This is a genomic window from Rothia sp. HMSC066G02 (genome assembly GCF_001813145.1).
Taxonomy (GTDB): domain Bacteria; phylum Actinomycetota; class Actinomycetes; order Actinomycetales; family Micrococcaceae; genus Rothia.
This window is the reverse complement of the sequence record NZ_KV811599.1, coordinates 104,019-124,135: the sequence shown is the minus strand read 5'-3', so window position 1 is coordinate 124,135 and position 20,117 is coordinate 104,019. Positions and strand designations below refer to the sequence as shown.

The window sequence follows — 20,117 nt, the reverse complement described above, 5'->3', positions numbered from 1 at the left end:
TCACAGTGAAGTGATACCGATATTCGGAGGATAGATTGTCAATGACTGACAAGGCTATGGCACACTTCGCTGGCGCCGATGCATGGGTCGAGCAGTATTTCCTGAACAGCCCCGAAGATGAGCGTGAAGAGTTCACCCCGGCAGAGTTAGAGGATTTGGCTCGCACCCACCGTGCGCTAGCTCAAATCCGCCTGCCCAAGACCCCTGTCGTTGCCGCACGCAACGACGAGTACAACACCACCCTGTACGTCGCGACCGACGACATGCCGCACATCGTCAGCTCCCTGACCGCATGCCTTGCCACGCACTTTGGTGGTTTCGTCACCATTCTTCACCCCACCTTCCTCGCTGAACGCGGCCCGGACGGTACCCTTCTGAGCCTGCGCGGCACCGGCATGCGCGGCAACCTCGCCAGTGGCGATACCGCCACTCTTGGCGTGCCCTCCCTCAAGCTCAGCGAGAACGCCCCGGCGGGTACCACTGTCGCTATTGAATCCTGGATTGCGGTTCGCCTGACCCGCTACCTCACTGAGGAAGAGCAGCGCCGCTGCGAGAAGGAAGTTGAACGCGTCCTCGCTGACGTTCGCGCCTGCCACACCGACCTGGATGCCATGGTCACCCGCGTTTTCGACCTGGCGCAGTCCATGTACGACCTGCGCGGCGCAACCCTGGGTCACGGCGAGGAATCCTACGCCGCCAACCCGCGCGGTGTGGAGCCTGCCTCCCGTGTGGAGGTGGCACAGGACTTCCTGCGCTGGCTGACCCGCGGTAACTTCGTGTTCATGGGCGTTAAGGAGCGCGTGCTGGATGGCACCTCCGGCGCTATTTCTCTGGTGGACCGCCCCGGTTCGGCGCTCGGTATTCTGCGCACCACGGAGGGTAAGAGCCGCATCCCCCTTTCGGGCGAGACCCTGGAGCGTGCCCTGTTCCCGCGCCCCCTGTACATCACGAAGGCGAATTCCCGCTCCACCGTAGCACGGAACGACTACCTGGACTACATTGGTGTGCGCCGCTTCGACCTGAACGGCCGCGTGATTGGTGAGTACGTCATTCTGGGTCTGTTCACCCGTCAGTCGTACGCACTGCCCGCTATTGAGACTCCGCTGGTGCGTGAGCGTATCGCGATGGTGCGCCGCCGCCTCGGCTACCACCCCGGTTCTTACTCTGACAAGGCGCTTCTGGGTGCCTTGGAAGATTACCCGCGCCTGGAGCTGTTGCACGCTTCCGCTAATGACCTGACCGATACGTTCGGCGGCATCATGGGCCTGGAGGAGCGCCGCAAGACCCGCCTGTTCCTGCGCGCTGACCGGTTCAACCGGTTTATTTCCGCCGTGGTGTACCTGCCTCGGGATCGTTACAACACGAACGTGTGCTCCCGTATTCAGCGGGTGTTCCAACAGGAATTTGATTTTAGTGCCATCGACCATGAGGTGTACCTGTCCTCCTCATCGCTGGCGCGTCTATTTTTCCGCATTCGGCTCACCAACCCCAATGATGTGCCGAAGACGGATCATCAAGCTCTCGAAAAGCGACTGCAAGAAGCCGCCCGCTCCTGGGTGGAAGCAACCGCAGCTGCTATTGAGGCATGGAAACCCGGAGCGGCAGGCCGCCGACTCGCATCAGCCTGGGCAGATGCGACTAGTGCAGCCTACCGAGCCGATTACACAGTAGAACAAGCAATCGAGGATATCGTGATTCTTGAATCTCTCTCGGGCCAGAAGCCCGCCGCAATCAAGGTTGAAGCCGGCGAAGCCAACACCACCCGACTGAAGACCTACCTGTCCGCACCTCACACCCTCACCGAGCTGCTGCCGGTTATGCAGAATATGGGTCTGGTCGTTGTTGATCAGAAGCCTTACGAGTTCAAGCCTGAGGATGGCGAAGACTACGGCTACCTCTACGACTTTGGGGTTCAGTTCCCCGAGGGCGTGGATGCAAACGCTGTGGCTTCCCTTTACGAGGATGCCCTGAACGCCTACCTGCTCGGTGAGCGCGAGTCCGATACCCTGGACCGCCTGATCCTGGCTGAGGGCCTGACCTGGCAGGAAGTACGTCTGTTCCGTGCCCTGAACCACTACCTGATTCAGCTGGGCCTGGGCTACACCCCGTCCTTCATGTCGAACACCCTGCTCGCTAACCCGGCCATCACCAAGCACCTGGTCGAGTTCTTCGAGGTCAGCTTCGACCCGAACAACGGTCTCAACGATGAGCAGCGCAATGCACGCCGTGACGAAATCGAAGCAGCCCTGGTTGAGGAACTGAACCAGATCCCCACCCTGGACGCTGACCGCTACCTGCGTTCCCTCGGCAAGGTCATCCGCGCTATCCTGCGCACCAACGCATACCTGGCTGACCGTCCCGCACTCGCGTTCAAAGTGGCACCGCAGGAGATTGACTTCGCACCCCTGCCCCGCCCCAAGTTCGAAATCTTCGTCTACTCCCCGCGCGTTGAGGGTGTTCACCTGCGCTTCGGTAGCGTCGCACGTGGTGGCCTGCGCTGGTCCGACCGCCGCGACGACTTCCGCACCGAGGTTCTGGGCCTGGTCAAGGCACAGATGGTGAAGAACTCCGTCATTATCCCCACCGGCGCGAAGGGTGGCTTCTTCCCCAAGCAGCTGCCCGACCCCGCAGTGGATCGTGACGCATGGATCACCGAGGGTCGCGAGTCCTACAAGGTCTTCATTGGCTCCCTGCTGGACGTCACCGACAACCTCGCAGTTGGCAATGACGGCTCCGAGACTGTTGTCCGCCCCGAGGGTGTTGTAGCACGCGACGCTGACGACTACTACCTGGTCGTTGCAGCGGATAAGGGCACCGCAGCATTCTCCGACACCGCAAACGCAATTAGCCTCGAGCGCGGCTTCTGGCTGGGCGACGCCTTCGCATCCGGCGGCTCCGTCGGCTACGACCACAAGGCTATGGGCATCACCGCACGCGGTGCATGGGAGTCCGTCAAGCGTCACTTCGCTGAGCTCGGCCACGACGCTCAGACCGAAGAGTTCACCGCAGTCGGCATTGGCGACATGTCCGGTGACGTGTTCGGTAACGGTCTGCTCCGCTCCAAGGCAACCCGCCTGGTCGCAGCATTCGACCACCGCGACATCTTCCTGGACCCGAACCCGAACGCGGCAGTGTCCTTCGACGAGCGTCAGCGCCTGTACAACCTGCCCCGTTCCTCCTGGCAGGACTACAACCGCGACCTGATTTCCGCCGGTGGTGGCGTGTACTCTCGCGGCCTGAAGTCCATCGAGATCACCCCCGAGGTGCGCGAGGTTCTGGGCCTGGACGAGTCCGTCACCGAGCTGGCACCGACCGAGCTGATTTCCGCAATCCTCAAGGCACCGGTCGACCTGATCTACAACGGCGGTATCGGTACCTACGTGAAGGCATCCACCGAGACCAACGCACAGGTGGGCGACAAGGCTAACGACGCACTGCGCGTCGACGGCAAGGACCTGCGCGCCAAGATTGTTGGCGAGGGCGGTAACCTCGGCTTCACCCAGCTGGGTCGTATTGAGGCTGCACGCAACGGTGTCATCCTCAACACCGACGCAATCGACAACTCCGCAGGTGTGGAAACCAGTGACCGCGAGGTCAACATCAAGATTCTGGTGGACCGCCTCGTGGCACACGGCGAGCTGTCCAGCGAAGAGCGTGCTTCCTTCATCGAGTCCCTGCAGGATGAGGTCGGCGGCAAGGTCCTCGAGACCAACGTTGAGCAGAATGTGCTGCTGCAGGGTGAGTTCCACGGTTCCTTCCTGGGCATCAACCTGTACAAGCGCCTCATGCGCGACCTGGAAGAGCGCGCCGGCCTGAACCGCGCCGTTGAGTTCCTGCCCACCGACGAGGAGCTGGATGCACGCCTGGAGAACACCGGCGATCGTCTGACCCGCCCCGAGCTGTCCGTCCTGGCTGCGTACGTGAAGATTTACCTTACTCACGCACTGGAGCAGACCGACTTCGCGGACGACCCCTACCTGGAAGGCGTTCTGCGCAGCTACTTCCCGGCAGCACTGGTCGAGCGCTTCGGTCAGCACCTGGATTCGCACCCGCTGCGTAAGGAAATCATCTGCACCCGCGTCGCTAACGAGCTGGTCAACATCGGCGGTATCACCTTCGCATACCGCGTGATGGAGGAGTTCAACGTCGGTATCGATTCCGTCGCACGCGCCTTCATCGTCGCTCGCGAGCTCTTCGAGCTGGGCACCGCAGCTAAGCTGCACCGCGAACTGCCCCCGAAGACCCCGCTGGATGCATGGTTCACCGTCCTGCGCGACAACCAGCGTGTTCTGGACCGTGCAGTCCGCTGGTTCATCACCGAGCGTGGCGTGGTCGCTGGCACCAGCATCTCTGAGCTGCTGGAGACCTTCGGTTCCGTCGTCGAGATGCGCCGTAACCTGCCCGAGTACCTCTCCGGCATCTCCCGCGACCGTGTTCGTGCAAAGCGCGACGCAGGCGAGGCATGGGGCCTGCCCGAGGAACTCATCGTCATCTGGATTCGCGGCTTCGAGGGCTACGCCCTGCTGGACGTTATCCGTGCGGCACGCGACCACGACTTCGAGGCAACCTCGCTGGCACCGGTCTACTTCGCAACCTACAACCGCTTCAAGGTGGACGAGCTGCTCGGCCTCATCTCCGACCTGCCTCGCAACGACCGCTGGGAGATCCTGGCACGTCAGGCACTGCGCGGCAGCCTCTACGAGACCGCAGCAGAGCTGGCACTGTCCGTGGCAGAGGGCGCCAAGGGCGACTTCTCCACTGTGGAAGGTGCACAGCAGGCTCTGGACACCTGGGTTGAGGACCACCCGACCCGCGTCGGCAACATCGACCGCGTCCTGAAGGAGATCCGCGAAGCTGCTCCCGATGCATCCGGTCACCCGCGCCTGGCTGTAGTGTCTGTGGCACTGCGTACTCTCTCGAGCGCATCCTAATCAGCTAAGACCCTTACGGGTCGCCGCATAGAGCATCCCGGTTCCCTCCAATCGGAGGGGCCGGGATGCTTTTGCGCAGGGACACATGGTGCGTGCACAGGTAGTGCGGGGGATCTTTGGTCGGGTGAACCTTGTGCCGGTGTGCCAGCGCGTCAGCACCTAGCGTGGAGCACCCAAATCAAGGTTGTTGCACCCCGCGTATATTGCATAGAATATTGCTCTCACTAGATGTTTTGCATTCTTGTGTGACGCGCATTATGTGGATGTGTCCTAAATCCCTCCAAATATCAAGTAGAGGGTTAAGGAAACCAAAGGTTTTAGTTGATATATGCCGTATATTGATTCACGGCGGCATCAGCGCAAACCATGGGGACCCGGCACTTCTCGGTACGACGACTCTTTCCCCTGGCGCGTCACACGGTGCTGTTCAAACACACTGCCCCTAATCTTTACGATTATCGACTGAAAGTCTGCAAGATTGTCTACCAACCACGGTACCGAGGAAAAAACCACCACCGCGTGGCGCCTCCTCATTAACTTTCTGCTTTACGTTTCCCCGGTCGCGCTGCTGACCACCGTCTTCCCCATGGTCACCCCGACCATTAACCGGTACAACCTTGATGGTGTACCCCTGATCCAGGTGATTCTGGCGGCGTCCATTACCGTTCCTTGGCTCAGCCAGGCAGCCTGCCTGCCCCTTTACCGTGCTATCCAGATGGAGCACAAGAAGATTGCGGACGCCCGCGAAGGCCTGCGTATTCACGCTGAAACCCTTGAGCACCAGCTCAAGCGTGCCGAAGCACGAGCCGTACGCGCACGCATGTCCGAGCCGCAGTTCCAGGACATTACCGACCTGACCGCGTTCACCCGCAACTGGCTCTATCTCTTCTTCATGACCATGCCGCTGGTGCTGCTCTTCGCAATTCCGGTCGCCCTCGTTCTTCACTGGAGCCCGACTGCATTCGGTGCGTTCTTCGTCCTGGGCGTTCTCAACATTGCGTTCGCGCAGCTGCTGGTCATCCCGAACCTCGCGAAGAACCGCATCATCTGGTTCATCGCGTGGCTTGGCTACACTCTTGCCTTGTACTGCTACCCCGTCATCTGGTTCCTGCCGCCGCTGGTTGGTTCGCTCATCCTGCTTGTGAGCCTCGGTAAGGACCTGGTGCACCTGCTGCACTTCGCGCGCATCCCGCTCAAGGACATTGCGCTCGACGCCCTGCGCGGCTTCTTCACCGGCTCCATCATCTGGGCTGATAAGTACATGCTCTTCCTGGTCACCGGCGGTGAAATCAACGTTGTGGCAATCTACCTGAGCCTGATCCCCTGCGTTATCGCCTACAACTACTTCTTCGTGGTGGAGGCAGACCGCGTCAACGCAAGCATTCAGTACCTGTGGACCATCTTCGACCGCCTGCCCTACAAGGGCGTTCAGGCGGAGTCCTCGAAGGCTCTGCGCGCCTCCAACCGCGCTATCCGCAACTCCCTGCTGATTTACATCGCCAGCGCTATTGTCACCGGCATCCTGATGTTCATCTTCCTGCCGCAGTCCTACCCCCTGGCGCTCTCCGGCCTGGTCGTGGCGTTCCTCTTCGTTGCAGTGGCACTGCTGATCTACCAGATCGAGTACATGACCATGTACGTCACCGTGCAGCTGCTCTCCGCAGCCCACCTGGTGCTGCTCTTCATCTCCTTCATGATTCTGCCCAACGAGACCGGCTACCTGCCCATCATCGTGGGCGAGGCTGTGCTCGCCTTCGCCTGCTACCGCGTCTACCGTCAGGCGTGGGCAGCCCCCGAGTACTCCCTCTTCTGGCGTCGAGCCCTCGCCTGGTAAGAACCGCACGGTCCGCGAAAGATACATACGACAATGACTGAACAGATGTACCGAAACCACTACGCGCCGCTGCAGCTTCCGGCTCCCGGCCCCCACTACAGCAACCCCGAATACCCGGACGTTGACGTCGCCATCATCATGGAATCCACCTACCCCTACCTCAAGGGTGGTGTGTCCGCGGTGGTGCACGATATCGTCTGCGAAAACCCGGATCTGACCTACGGCATTATTCACATCGCCTGGGATAAGAACTCCCCCCACGAAGACCTCTACGGCATGCCCGAGAACGTCAAGTGGGTCAAGGTGCTGTACCTGAGCCTGGAAGTCAACCGCGAGGCCTTCGCGGAAGCCTGCGACCCCTCCGCACTGCGCATGAACTTTGCGGAGCGTCAGGCGCTCACCAACCGCCTCATGGACGGATTCAGCGCCCTCATTGCAGGCGACGTGAACCCCCTCTGGAAGCTCTACGACGAGGGCATCAACCCCGCAACTCGCAGCTACAACCTCTTCGGCCTCTTCGGAACCCGCGAGTTCATGCAGGCGATTGCGGGTCTGGGGTTCTTCTCCGAGGTGCCCTTCGGTGAGCTCTTCTGGAAGGTGCGCGACTTCGTCTCCATCCTCTTTGCGATCCTGCACGAGCGGATGCCGCACGCCCGCGTCTACCACGCCCACACCACCGGCTACGCGGCACTCATCGCCGCCGCAGCCGCACGTGACCACGGCACCAGCTTCCTGCTGACCGAGCACAACCTGTACATTCGCGACACCGTGAACACCAAGCTCGAACGCAACATGGCGAAGCCCGTTACCACCGACTACGCCTTCCTCAACGAGGAGCGTGAGCACCCCGGCCTGGGCCCGGTCACCCTCGACGAGCGTGCCTGGTCCGTCTGGTTCGTCGAAATGGGACGCTTCTGCTACCCCAGCGCCGACATGGCAACCTACCTGTACCCCAAGGCACTGGAAGAGGCACGCGGTATTGGCGCGCCCATCGACCAGATGAACGAGGGCGAGAAGGACCGCGCGATCATTCTGCCCAACGGCATGCTCATCGAGTCCGTAGCGGAAGCCTACTACGCCCGCCAGGCGGCGCGTGCCCGCATCCTCGCTGAGGGCCGCGGCCACGTGTGGCGCTTCGTGTTCATCGCCCGCGTGGTGCCCATTAAGGGCCTGACCGACCTAATCCGCTCCCTCGCGGTGCTGCGCGATCAGGGCCTGGTGAACTTCCACCTGGACGTGCTCGGCCCCAAGGACCACCTGCCCGAGTACTACGAGCTGTGCCTGCGCACCATCGAAGAGCTCGACATGGGCGAGTACATCACCTTCCACGGCACCGTGAACGTGCGTGCGATGCTCGACCGCTTCGACCTGCTACTCATGCCCAGCTACAATGAGGGTCAGCCGATTGTGGCGCTCGAGGCGATGGCTGCGTCCATCCCGCTGGTCAGCACCGATGTGGGCGGTATGTCCCAGCTCATCGACGATGTGCTGGTCGCCCCCGACGGCCACGAAATCGGTAACTGCGGTATCTTGACCATCCCCGGCGATATTCACGGCTTCGCGGCGGCGCTGCGCACCCTCATGGAGGAGCCCAGCATCTACGAACGCTACTGTGTGAACGCCTACGACCGTATCGTCAGCTTCTTCCAGCTGCGACTGGTCATGGACCGCTACAACACGATCTACCGCGAGCTGGGCAAGCTGCCCCCTCGCGCCCCCGAATTCGACCCGGAGTACGATGGCGAATAAACTCACCCGCTTGGGCGGACCCGGCAAATTTGGTGCCTGGGTCCGCTACGGCGGTAAGCCCATTACCCAGCAGCAGCTCGATTTTGCGGTCAAGAACTACTCTGTCGCAATCCTGCAGCCCTGGGAACTGGACGCGGCACGCTACCTGAAGAAGCGTGCACCTCAAATGGTGGTGCTGGCGTACAAGTGCCTGTCCTCCACCCGCTCTTATGAGCCCGGCCCGATCTATTCTTCGGGTGTGTCTTACCCGCTGGCGCAGTCGATGGCGAACTCCGGTAAGGATTTCTTCGCCCACCGCCTCAACGGTGACCGTATTGAGTGGAAGGGCTACCCCAAGCACTTCCAGATGCAGGTGTGGAACGCCGACTACCGTTGGCAGTGGGTGGACGCTGTGGTGCGCGAAATGCGCGACTCACCCTTTGACGGGGTCATGGCGGATAACGATATCGAGAACGACTACTACGACCTGAACCTGCCCATCCAGGGCGTGGAGTCCATGACGAAGATCCGTGAGCACCTGGATTTTCTGATCGCGTACGCCGGTATTGAGCTGAATAAAATCGGCAAGATTCTGGTGCCCAATATTGCTGAGTCGCGTCTGCGTTACGGCAAGTGGGAGCGTCATAGCGCCTACGGTGGCGGCTTTGAGGAGGTGTGGCTCGGCTGGGGTCCGAACGACTACCTGTCTTCGCCGTACGCCGTGATGCAGGGCCGCGAGATTGCGAACGGCTCGGCGGGCGACGTGAACCTGGGTGCTACTTTTGCAGGTTTGGGTGGCCGTAGTGCCGCCTCGCAGAAGAAGGTGACGATTCTGCGTACCCCGCTCAGTGACCGCAAGGCTCCGATTACCGGCACGGATGAGAATTTCCTCTACGGTTTGGCGGGCTTCTGGGTGTTTGGTGGAGGCACCTTCACCGGCATCAGTGCAACCCACCACGACGCCTACGACGAGATCCCGCACGCCCCGGAGCTTTCCTATGACCTGGGGGATCCGGTCGGCGGCATTATTGCTCAGAAGACCGCTCAGACTCGTGCCTTCACGCGCGGCTGGGCTGCCCTGAACACCGGCTCGAAGGATGTGACCGTGAAGGTTCCTTCCGGCCTGGTGGATGCGGCAAACCGCCCGGTGCCTTCGAGCTTCACGCTGCGGGCGCATCAGGGTGTGGTGTACCGCCGGCGGTAATTTTAAGGTCTCTTGTTACAGCGGTATACTGTATCCCACCCGGGGCGGGGATACCGCCTATTCGTTTCCACATGGTGGAGAGCATACCTGAATAAACTCCGTTTCATGTCAAGAAACGGGCTGATTCGCAGCGTAGCAGCCCTGTACTGTGGAACAAGCGGCTGGAATACAGCCAACCGTTCTCGTGGTGTTGAGTTTAAGGAGTGAATTACAGTGAATATTCTTTTGATCGACGGCGGTAAAGCATTCGCCCACTCGGCGGGTCGCCTGAACCACACCCTGCATCAAACAGCCCGTGATACGTTATCGGCGCTCGGTCATCATGTGCGAGAAACTGTGATTGACGATGGGTACGATATTCACCAGGAAGTAGAAAAATTCCAGTGGATGGATGCGGTCATCTGGCAGATGCCCGGTTGGTGGATGCACGAGCCGTGGACCGTGAAAAAGTATATGGACGAGGTGTTTACCGCCGGCGCGGGTACTCTGTACGCTAATGATGGTCGCCACAGGGTCAGCCCCACTGAAGGATACGGCACGGGCGGTCTTCTTCAGGGGCGGAGGCATATGCTGTCGCTGACGTGGAACGCGCCTCGCGAAGCTTTTACCCGGGAGGGCGACTTCTTCGAGGGAGTCGGGGTAGATGCCCTCTATATGCACTTTCATAAGGCCCATGAGTTCATGGGGACTACCCATTTGCCCACCTTTGTTTGCTATGACGTGATTAAAAATCCGCAGGTCGAACAGGATTTCGCTGACTATACTGCCCACCTCAACGAGGTCTTCGGTCGGGCGTAAGGGTTTAGGCCTGCATGCCTTCATAAGCATGTCTGAGGTGGATGCGGCAAACCGCCCGGTGCCTTCGAGCTTCACGCTGCGGGCGCATCAGGGTGTGGTGTACCGCCGTAAGGCTTAATTACCGCTCGCATAGCTCTTCTGAGCTTCTGCGCGGCACCGCTTATCTGCGTAGATAACCTCATAAACAAACCCACCGGCAATATAGCCAAATGGCTATATGTACCGGTGGGTTTGCTATATGTGTGCTAGATGAGCTGGGGTAGCTTACTTAGCGGGGTAGGAGGGCACGTCGTAGCCGCCCATGCGCTCCAGAACGCGAATCACCTGGCAGGAGTAACCGAACTCGTTGTCGTACCAGACGTAGACAATTGCGGAGTCATCGGTCACCACGGTAGCCAGCGAGTCCACAACACCTGCGGTGCGGGAACCCACGAAGTCGGTGGAAACAGCCTCGGGGGAATCCGAGTAGCCCACCTGGCGGCGCAACTCGCCGTCGATGGACTCGCGGCGGAACAGCTCATTCAGCTCCTCAGCGGAACCTGCGGGCTTGGTCAGCTTCACGTTCAGGATTGCCATGGAGACGTCCGGGGTGGGAACGCGGATAGCGTTACCGGTCAGCTTGCCTTCCAGCTGCGGCAGAGCCTTAGAAACAGCCTTTGCAGCACCGGTCTCGGTGATGACCATGTTCAGCACAGCGGAGCGACCGCGGCGGTCACCCTTGTGGAAGTTGTCAATCAGGTTCTGATCGTTGGTGAATGCGTGAACGGTCTCAACGTGGCCGCGCTCAACACCGTATGCGTCATCCAGAACCTTCAGTGCCGGAGTAATCGCGTTGGTGGTGCAGGATGCTGCGGAGAGAATCTTGTCCTCATCGGTGATGACGTCATCGTTCACGCCGAACACGATGTTCTTCATGTCGCCCTTACCGGGAGCGGTCAGCAGAACACGAGAAATACCGGGGCGGTTCAGGTGCTGCTCGAGGCCCGGAACGTCGCGCCAGCGGCCGGTGTTGTCCACCAGCAGAGCGTCCTTGATGCCGTACTCGGTGTAGTCGACGGTGGTCGGGTCTGAGGAGTAAATGAAGCGAACCGGAACACCGTTAGCGATGATGGTGCTGTTCTCCTCATCCACCTCAATAACGCCCTTGAAGGGGCCGTGAACCGAGTCGCGCTCCAGCAGGGATGCACGCTTGACCAGGTCCTTGTCACCATTCTTACGCACCACAACAGCGCGCAGGTTCAGGCCAGAACCCAGCGGCGAGGAGGAACGCTCCAGCAGAATACGAGCCAGCAGGCGACCAATACGACCGAAGCCGTACAGCACAACGTCCTGCTCCTTAGGCTGGTCGCCCTGGTGGTTCACGGAGGAACCCAGCTGCTCGGGCAGCCACATGGACAGCTCGGGGGAGCCAGCCTCACGGTGAGCCTTGTGCAGAGCAGCAATGTTAATCGAGCATGCACCCAGGTTCAGCTCAGCCAGAGCGCGAACCAGCTCCAGGGTGTGTGCGGGGTTCAGAGGTGCACCATCAATGTGAGATACAAAATCGTGCAGCTTCAGCAGCTCAATGACAGACTTGTTGACCAGGCTACGGCCGTGAATGCTCAGCACCACACCGTTCTCGCGGTGCAGCTTACCGATGAGGGGGATCAGCTCCTCTGCGGTAGCCTCACGGTTAACCCAGGTAGCGGTTGCAGTCGTCACGTATGACCTTCTTCCTAACTTCGTCGTTGGAGGGTAGGCGCGACGGTGCTGTCGCGTCAATACCGTGCCGGGCGTTAAAGACCCGGCGTCGGTTTAAGTCTAACCCGTGCGAACCCCTCTAGAGCCTCAAAATTAGTGATATTGGGGCTAAAAGTCAGAAGAGGTAAAAGTCAGTTCCTGCACCCGCCCGGCAAGCCAACACAAGCCCTCAAAAGGAAAAGTAAAACCACTTCAAATACCCACAAAAACACACCCCACGACATGGGAAAACATAGGTAAAATTGAAACCATGTTGACTGTAATCGGTGAAGCACTCGTAGACGTCGTCCACCAGCACGACGGAGAAACCCGCGCCTACCCCGGCGGATCGCCCATGAACGTAGCCGTGGGCGCACGCCGCCTCGGCCACCCCACCAACTTCGTCGGCCACTACGGCCCCGACGCCTACGGCAAGAGCATTGACGCACACCTGGAAGCATCCCAGGTGACCCTGCCCTTCGAACACAGTGCTGAGCGCACCTCCGTCGCCCAGGCAACCATCGGTGCCGATGGCGCGGCAGAGTACGAATTCGACATCACATGGTCCCTCGAATCCGTCGCCGAGAAGCTCACCGAACTGGCACGCAGCTCCGACGCAGTGCACACCGGCTCCATCGCAGCCATGCTCGAACCCGGCGCGCACGTGGTCGCAGCAGCCTTCGAAGCAGCCCGCGACAGCGCCCTGCTCAGCTACGACCCGAACTGCCGCCCCACCCTCATCCACAACGTCGACGAGGGCCGCGCATGGGCTGAAAAGTTCGTGTCCCTCTCCACCGTAGTGAAGGCATCCGACGAGGACCTGCAGTGGCTCTACCCCGACCGCTCCCTCGACGACACCGCACGCGCGTGGCTTGACCTCGGCGCCGAGCTGATGGTCATCACCCGTGGCGAGGACGGCCCCATCGCCTTCACCAAGAAGTACCCCGAGGGCATCAGCCAGCCCGCACACCGCGTTGAGGTTGCGGACACTGTTGGTGCCGGCGACTCCCTCATGGCGGCACTCGTTGCGGGCCTGCTAGACCGCGGTATCGCCGGTGCTGAGGCGCGCGCCAAGGTCGCCGTACTGACCGCCGAAGACATCACCGACCTGCTGCGTTTCTCCGCAACCGCAGCCGGCATCACCGTCTCCCGCGCGGGCGCTAACCCGCCCACCCGCGAGGAACTCGACGCCGTACTCAACGGCTAAATAATCTACGCCTCGCCGGCGGATAGCTCACTCTGTCCGCCGGCGTCGCCATATCCACCCGAACCCCACCATTGAGGAGCATAATGAGCAACCTCGGCACCGCACCCCTGCCCCGCGAACCCTATGCGGGCCTGCCCGACCTGCCCGAATTCACCCTGACCTCCACCGACATTCAGGACGGCGGCACCGCCCCCGAATGGATGCTCTCCGCCCTTTTCGGCGTGGCGGGCGGTCAGGACCGCTCCCCGCAGCTGTCCTGGAGCGGCTTCCCCGAGGGCACCAAGTCCTTCGTGCTGACCTGCTTCGACCCGGACGCACCGGTCCCTAGCGGCTTCTGGCACTGGACTGTCTCCAACATTCCCGCCAACGTGACCAGCATTGACACTGGCGCGGATGCACCCGCCGGCGCTCTGACGCACCGCAACGACGCCGGTGTGGCGGGCTTCCTGGGTGCTGCCCCTCCGGCTGGTCACGGCCCGCATCGCTACATCTTCTGCGTCACCGCCGTGGACGTGGAGAAGCTCGATATTGACGAGAACGCCAGCCCCGCCGTCGTGAACTTTAACCTGCTCGGCCACGGTCTGGGTCGCGCGTTCCTGACCGTCACCTACGCGGAACCGGCGGCATAGCGGCGTACCGGCACGCCGGCACAGTCTCACCAGACCCGCGCCCTGACCAGTACCGTACACTGACCAGCACCGATACACCCCACCATTGAAGGCATATCTGCATGATTAAACTCATCGCCAGCGACCTGGACGGCACCCTCATCGGGCACGACTTCCGGTTCCGTCCGCGGACCCTGCGCGCCCTTGAGGCTGCCCGCGCCGCCGGGATCGATATCGTCTTCGTTACCGGCCGCCCGAGCCGCTGGCTCACGCCCCTGCGCGAGCAGACCGACTTCGACTCCTACGCCATCTGCTCCAACGGTGCCGTGGTGTACCACCTGGGCGCGAACGAGGTAGAAGAGATCAACGGCGCAGATCCCGCGGTGATTGCCCGCACCCACGAACTCCTAGAACCCATGTTCCCCGACGCCACCTACACCCTGGAAACCGTAGACACCGTCTATATTCAGGGGCCTCACGACGGCGGTGAGGTGCTTGAGGGCGCCCGCGTTATTGAGTCGAGTATTGCTGATTCCCTGGAACGAATTGGCTCAACCCCGGTCATTAAGTACCTGATCCGTGTGCCCGGCATGGACCCGGATATTCTGCAGGCGCGCGTGCATCAGGCGGTGGGTTCGCTGGTGTCGGTGACCCGCGGCGTAGTTGGTGAACCGCTCGTTGAGATGGGTTCTAAGACTGTGAATAAGGGGCGGATCTTGGAGAAGTTCGCGGCACGCCACGGCATTGAGGCGCACGAGGTGATGGCGTTCGGTGACATGCCGAACGATGCTGAGATGCTCTGCTGGGCGGGGGAAGGCTTCGCTATGGCCTCGGGTCAGCCGGCGCTCATTGCGAAGGTGGGGCGCACCTGCCCGGCCTTCCATGAGGACGGTGTGGCGCAGACGATTGAGGCGATGCTCGCCGAACGGTCCTAGCCGCCTAGCACTGCTATCCAGCACTAGCGGCTGGGTCAGCCTCCGCAGACATAACTCAGACATAAACTTTTATGTCTACACATAAAAAATTTGAGTCTAGACATAAAAATTTATGTCTAGACTCAAATTTTTGTGTCTGATTTACATCTAATTTGTGTCTAGACTAAAATTTTTTGTATGAACAACGTGGAATGGACCCCCGAATGGCTTGCTGAAACCATCAAACTACTGTGCACTCACGGCAGCGATACGCAGTTTATCGAGGTTAAAAAAGCCCACGGAGGCTACCCCGGAAGCCTAGACGCAACCCTGAGTAGCTTCTCCAATAGTTCCACGGGCGGAATCATTATCTGCGGCCTCGACGAGAATAATGACTTTGCACCTGTAGGCGTATACGACCCTGCAGACCTAGAAAAAACCCTCGGCAACAAGCTCCGCAGGGGCCTCAAGCCGCCGAACACCATGGAATCCGGCACCATCCTCTACGAAGACGCCAAAATCTTTGTCGCCGCAATCCCTCCGCTGCCTCCCTATGAACGCCCCGCCTACATTGGCGGTAAAGCGTACGTGCGTTCCGGCGACGGTGACCACGAAATGAGCCGCCACGAAACCGACCTGATGGTAGCTCAGCGGACACGCACCGGATTCGATGAGGAGCCGGTAGAATACACCTCCCTGGCTGACCTAGACGAAGGCCTCAAAACTGCTTATCTGCGAGACGTCCGTGCTAAATCACGCCGCCTCGCCGGAAGCTCCGATGAAGAAGTCCTCCGCCGTAAGGGAATTATTGCCCTCGGAACCAATAATCTTTCCCTTGCGGGCTTGTACGCCTTGGGTTCTTACCCTCAGGAGTTCAGGCCCTCGCTCAAAGTCACCGGAGTCGTCATCGACCCAAGCGGTAAAGCCCGCAACCTCGACAAATTCGAGGCGGATGGCCCCATCCCCGCGATGCTCGAAGAGACTCTGGCATGGGTCAAGCGGAACCTGGCACACCCGGTTGTCGAACTGTCCAACGGGCACCTCATCAACGGGCAGGAAGTACCCGATATTGCCCTTCGCGAGATCCTGTCGAATGCACTCGTACACCGCAGCCTCAACCCCAAAGCAGATACCGAAGAGGTGCGCGTCAGGATTTTCCCCGACCGAATCTCTGTAGAGAACCCTGGTGGTCTATACGGAATCACTCTCCAGCGTCTGCAAGAGTACGGCGAACGCTCCCGCGTGAATGACCGCCTGTATGACATCTGCACGCATGTAACAACCCCTGAAGACGGATACCGCGTCATCGAAGGTGAAGGTAGCGGCATCTACACTGCCCAGGAGGCGGTGCGTCAGGCAGGGCTGAAACCCATCCAATTCGTTGATGGGGTCATTCGTTTTACTGCGATTATTAGCAGGGAGCCTCTGGCTGGTGCTTGTGCCGCCGATGTTGGTTCACCGCAGCAGAAGTCGGAAGTAGACCCGCGCCAATCGTCGCCTACGGTTCCTAGTAACCGTCAGGAGGCGGTGCTCCTCGCCCTGCGCTCGCTGCGTTACCCCGCCGGTATCGAGGACATCATGGCTGTGCTACCTGAGCCTTTTGCTGAGCTGCAGAAGCCGCAGGTCCGGTACGTCCTCACGAAGCTCCTTCAAGAGGGCGTAATCGTGCGTGAAGGTGGTCGAGGTAACCGCAATACGACATACCGCCTGGCCTAACCGAATATCGGGCTAACATGCAAAAGCGGCCCGGATGGAAACCAATCCATCCGGGCCGCTTTTCTACAGCCTACGCCTCAGGAGAATTACTCCAACGGGCGGTGAAGAACTTAGTGTCCCTCAGTGCTCTTCTCAGGGTCGAAGGGCTCCAGCGGGTCGCCAGCAGCCTTCGTGTACTTCGCAATGAAGGTCATCAGGTGGAAGATAATCAGGGTCGCAGCGGTACCCAGAGCAATACCGGCGAAGGTCATCCCATCGAAGGTCCAGGTGTAGTCCGCGATACCCACAATCAGCGCCACAGCGGCGGTGGTCAGGTTAATCTGGTTCGAGAAATTCACGCGGTTCTCGCTCCAAATACGAACACCGAGCATACCGATCATGCCGTACAGCACGGTTGCGGCACCGCCCAGAACACCCGCAGGAACAGACGCAATAGCCGCGCCGAAGCCCGGGAAGAGCGACAGAACAATCGCGAAGATAGCAGCCACCCAGTACGCCGCGGTGGAGTACACCTTGGTTGCAGCCATAACACCGATGTTCTCAGCGTAGGTGGTGGTACCCGAACCGCCACCCATGCCTGCGATGGTGGTTGCCAGGCCGTCCGCCATGAGGGCGCGGCCGGAGTAGTCGTCCAGGTTTTCGCCGCTCATCTGAGCCACCGACTTCACGTGACCGATGTTCTCAGCCACGAGCACCAGAATCACGGGGATGAACAGGCCTGCGAGCTCCCAGTGGAACTCGGGGGTCTGGAACTGCGGTAGGCCAATGATGCCCTGGGTCTGCACAGCCTTGTCAATCTTGGAGAAGTCTACCTCACCGCGAATCACGGCGGTGATGTAGCCGATACCCACACCCAGCAGGATGGACAGGCGGCCAATGATGCCCTTGAAGAGCACCGAAATCAGGATGATGGAGCACAGGGTCACCAGCGCGGTCACCGGTGCCACCATGAAGTTGTCCTTAGCGCTCTTTGCCAGGTTGAAGCCAATCAGCGCCACAATCGAACCGGTCACGACCGGGGGCATGAGCTTGGTGAGCCAGCCGGTGCCAGCGAACTGAACGATTAGGCCGACCAGGAACAGCGCCGCACCCGCCATGACGATACCGCCTAGGGCACCGGCCGGGCCGTGCGAGTTCATAGCAGCCGCCAGGGGTGCAATGAATGCGAACGAGGAACCCAGGTAGGAGGGGACGCGTCCGCGGGTAATCAGCAGGAACAGGACCGTACCGATACCCGAGAAGAACAGGGTGGTTGCCGGCGGGAAGCCGGTAATAATCGGCACGAGGAAGGTCGCGCCGAACATTGCGACCACGTGCTGCGCGCCGATACCGATGGTAATCGGCCATGCGAGGCGCTCGTTCGGGGCAACGAAGGAACCGGGCTTGATGCTGCGGCCGTCGCCGTGGATCGACCAGTCAAAGCCGAGAAGCTTAGAGATGCTCAAAGGGAGCTCCTGAGGTGAATGTGGTGGTGTATAAAATTCCACATCATTCTACGCGTATACAAGCGTGGGTCACAGCTAAACGGCTGTAAATATGAGCAGGGATACGTTGAGTGGTGCATATATTCTCTTATCGTGGGCTCTATGTCGCGTATATAACCCAGAAAGCATCAATACCCTGTATATGCAATAAATCGCATATACAGGGTATTGATGCAAAGAGCGAATAAAAACACTCGCTACAGCTAGCTCAGTGGCTTAGAGAGCGTCACGCAGGTTCTCCAAGTGATCGTAACGCGCCAGTTCGTAACGCAGGTGACCCTCGGTCGGGGACTGAACCGGCAGGAACGTCGCCTCACGCAGGCGGCGAGCCGTCGGGGAATCAGCCACGTAACCGGCGCCTCCAACAACCTGCAGCTCAAAGTGAGTAGCAATGGTTGCAAAGTGCGAAACACCCAGGCGCAGGCTCAGCAGGTCACGACGCTCAGCACGCTCCGGCTCAGACGCCAGACGAATCAGTTCCTCACGCAGGCTCTGGTACTCGGTCAGAATCAGCGGGAACTCAGGACGGAATACGCCCTGAGAGACGTCCAGGTGCTTAGCAGCCTCCTGCAGGGCGCCAGCGGCAAGACCCAGGCAGAACGACGACTGAACCAGCAGGAACGGCGCGGTCACATCGTGCAGGAACGCCTCAATGTTGTCGCTCAGAATGTCCTCGCTCGGAACGAAAACGTCCTCGAACTTCAGGGTGCCGGACTCGGTGCCGTTCAGCGCCAGCAGGTTGCGGTGGTAGTCAATGCTCAGACCCTCAACATCCTGGCGAACCGTCACGATGTAGCGGTTCGGGTGGCTCTCCGGGGCGTTCTGCACAGCCACCGGAAGAACAATCACGCCGCCCGGATACAGGTTCGACGCCCACGACACGGAACCGTTCAGCTTCAAGCCGCCCTCAACGAGGGTGCCCTCAACCTTGATCGGTGCCAGGCCCGAAGCTTCCTTGTAGGCCGCCGCCATTGCGGTGGTGCCGCTGACGGTCGCATCCGACAGGCCCTCGGGCAGTTCGCGACCCACAGCGTCAAAGAACGCGATGGTGGAGCGGTGAGCCCACAGGGAGAACGCCGTCGAGGCATCCTCAGTGGCAAGGTCGAACGCTACCGAAACCTGGGGGACCAGGGAGCCGCCGTCGCGGCCCAGGGTAATCAGGCCGTCCTTAGCGATTTCGCGCAGGTTTTCGAAGGGGGAACGCTCGCCACGGTCAACCGCGTTAGCGTGGGTTTGGGCGAGTGCGAGCACCTGCTCGCGCTGGGGGTAGTCGTAGAGGGGTTCGAGAGTGAACTCAGACATGGGGTTTCTCCTAAGAGGGGAGCATCGCGTCTATGCGTGCAGCTTGAACAGTCGGTCAATGGGGGTGCTGACGGCCTTACGGGCGCGAACAACAGCTTCTTCGTCGGGTGCGTCGTAGAAGCAGAGGCACTTGGCGGTGTCTTCGCGAACGTAGGTGCGCAGGAAGGAAACCTCGGGTACTTCAGCGTACTTGGGGGCGTTTGCCTTCTTGCGGGTCAGGTACTGTTCCATAGTGATCTCTGCGGGGATGTCCCACTCAACCAGGTAGTCTGCGTCCTTCTTGAGCTTCTTGATGTCTTCGAGCTCTGCGCCGACCAGGCGGACTGCGTCGGGGCCTGCGACGGCTGCGCGCTCACCGATTGCTGCGGCGAGGTCGGGGCCGAATGCGGTGTTCTCGGATTCGACGATGACGAAGACGATCTTGTGGTCTGCGGAGACCTGGGTTTCGATGAGCTCGGCGCCGTTGGTCAGGGACGAGTTGACGGTCTCGATGAGTGCGGTTGCTTCGTCCTTGGACGGCTGTGCGGGGGTCAGTTCTACCAGGTAAAGTGCCATGATTTTCTCCTCGGCTAAGGGTTGAAGGGTTGTTCCGGAAGGGGCCTTCCGGTTTGTTATGGATTCACCTTAGACCCGTGGTTGAGGGCTGTCTAGTAGATTTCTGTTCGTGGCTTA

Annotated in this window: 13 protein-coding genes; 9 read left to right on the top strand and 4 right to left on the bottom strand. The window is 60.3% G+C overall.

The window, feature by feature from the left end; translation table 11 throughout:
• Positions 1 to 41 precede the first annotated feature (41 nt).
• From HMPREF2894_RS08505 to HMPREF2894_RS08485, 5 genes are all read left to right on the top strand, one after another.
• Positions 42 to 4,931, top strand: a complete 4,890-nt coding sequence (locus HMPREF2894_RS08505; protein WP_070678814.1) for an NAD-glutamate dehydrogenase — start codon at positions 42 to 44, stop codon at positions 4,929 to 4,931.
• A 478-nt stretch (positions 4,932 to 5,409) separates the two neighbouring features.
• Positions 5,410 to 6,765, top strand: coding sequence for a hypothetical protein (locus HMPREF2894_RS08500; RefSeq protein WP_070678811.1), 1,356 nt, complete (start codon positions 5,410 to 5,412; stop codon positions 6,763 to 6,765).
• 33 nt (positions 6,766 to 6,798) lie between these two features.
• The gene (pelF, locus tag HMPREF2894_RS08495) at positions 6,799 to 8,514 is read left to right on the top strand and encodes a GT4 family glycosyltransferase PelF (RefSeq protein WP_070678808.1); all 1,716 of its coding nucleotides are present in this window, start codon (positions 6,799 to 6,801) and stop codon (positions 8,512 to 8,514) included.
• Entirely contained in the window at positions 8,504 to 9,697 is a 1,194-nt protein-coding gene (locus tag HMPREF2894_RS08490) for a putative glycoside hydrolase family 15 protein (RefSeq protein WP_070678805.1), read from the top strand. Before pelF ends, HMPREF2894_RS08490 begins: the two co-directional genes overlap by 11 nt.
• Before the next feature lie 213 nt (positions 9,698 to 9,910).
• The gene (locus tag HMPREF2894_RS08485) at positions 9,911 to 10,495 is read left to right on the top strand and encodes an NAD(P)H-dependent oxidoreductase (protein ID WP_049350230.1); all 585 of its coding nucleotides are present in this window, start codon (positions 9,911 to 9,913) and stop codon (positions 10,493 to 10,495) included.
• A 264-nt stretch (positions 10,496 to 10,759) separates the two neighbouring features.
• Here HMPREF2894_RS08485 and HMPREF2894_RS08480 read toward each other — a convergent pair whose 3' ends face one another.
• On the bottom strand, positions 10,760 to 12,196 hold the full coding sequence (locus HMPREF2894_RS08480; RefSeq protein ID WP_005504207.1) for a glyceraldehyde-3-phosphate dehydrogenase: 1,437 nt from the start codon (positions 12,194 to 12,196) through the stop codon (positions 10,760 to 10,762).
• 289 nt (positions 12,197 to 12,485) lie between these two features.
• Here HMPREF2894_RS08480 and HMPREF2894_RS08475 point away from each other — a divergent pair, with 289 nt between their 5' ends.
• From HMPREF2894_RS08475 to HMPREF2894_RS08460, 4 genes are all read left to right on the top strand, one after another.
• On the top strand, positions 12,486 to 13,421 hold the full coding sequence (locus HMPREF2894_RS08475) for a carbohydrate kinase family protein (RefSeq protein ID WP_070678802.1): 936 nt from the start codon (positions 12,486 to 12,488) through the stop codon (positions 13,419 to 13,421).
• Between the two features lie 83 nt (positions 13,422 to 13,504).
• Positions 13,505 to 14,050 carry a YbhB/YbcL family Raf kinase inhibitor-like protein gene (locus HMPREF2894_RS08470; protein ID WP_049352893.1) on the top strand — a complete coding sequence of 182 codons (546 nt, stop codon included), beginning with the start codon at positions 13,505 to 13,507 and terminating at the stop codon, positions 14,048 to 14,050.
• 101 nt (positions 14,051 to 14,151) lie between these two features.
• Positions 14,152 to 14,964 carry an HAD-IIB family hydrolase gene (locus HMPREF2894_RS08465; RefSeq protein ID WP_049362455.1) on the top strand — a complete coding sequence of 271 codons (813 nt, stop codon included), beginning with the start codon at positions 14,152 to 14,154 and terminating at the stop codon, positions 14,962 to 14,964.
• A gap of 177 nt (positions 14,965 to 15,141) precedes the next feature.
• Positions 15,142 to 16,659 carry an ATP-binding protein gene (locus tag HMPREF2894_RS08460; protein WP_070593540.1) on the top strand — a complete coding sequence of 506 codons (1,518 nt, stop codon included), beginning with the start codon at positions 15,142 to 15,144 and terminating at the stop codon, positions 16,657 to 16,659.
• 110 nt (positions 16,660 to 16,769) lie between these two features.
• Here HMPREF2894_RS08460 and HMPREF2894_RS08455 read toward each other — a convergent pair whose 3' ends face one another.
• From HMPREF2894_RS08455 to HMPREF2894_RS08445, 3 genes are all read right to left on the bottom strand, one after another.
• Entirely contained in the window at positions 16,770 to 18,104 is a 1,335-nt protein-coding gene (locus HMPREF2894_RS08455) for a uracil-xanthine permease family protein (RefSeq protein ID WP_070593541.1), read from the bottom strand.
• Positions 18,105 to 18,359: 255 nt separating this feature from the next.
• Entirely contained in the window at positions 18,360 to 19,445 is a 1,086-nt protein-coding gene (locus tag HMPREF2894_RS08450; RefSeq protein WP_070593542.1) for an acyl-CoA dehydrogenase family protein, read from the bottom strand.
• Positions 19,446 to 19,475: 30 nt separating this feature from the next.
• Complete coding sequence (locus HMPREF2894_RS08445) at positions 19,476 to 20,000, bottom strand: DUF4242 domain-containing protein (protein WP_005507939.1); 525 nt, start codon at positions 19,998 to 20,000, stop codon at positions 19,476 to 19,478.
• Between the last annotated feature and the right edge of the window lie 117 nt (positions 20,001 to 20,117).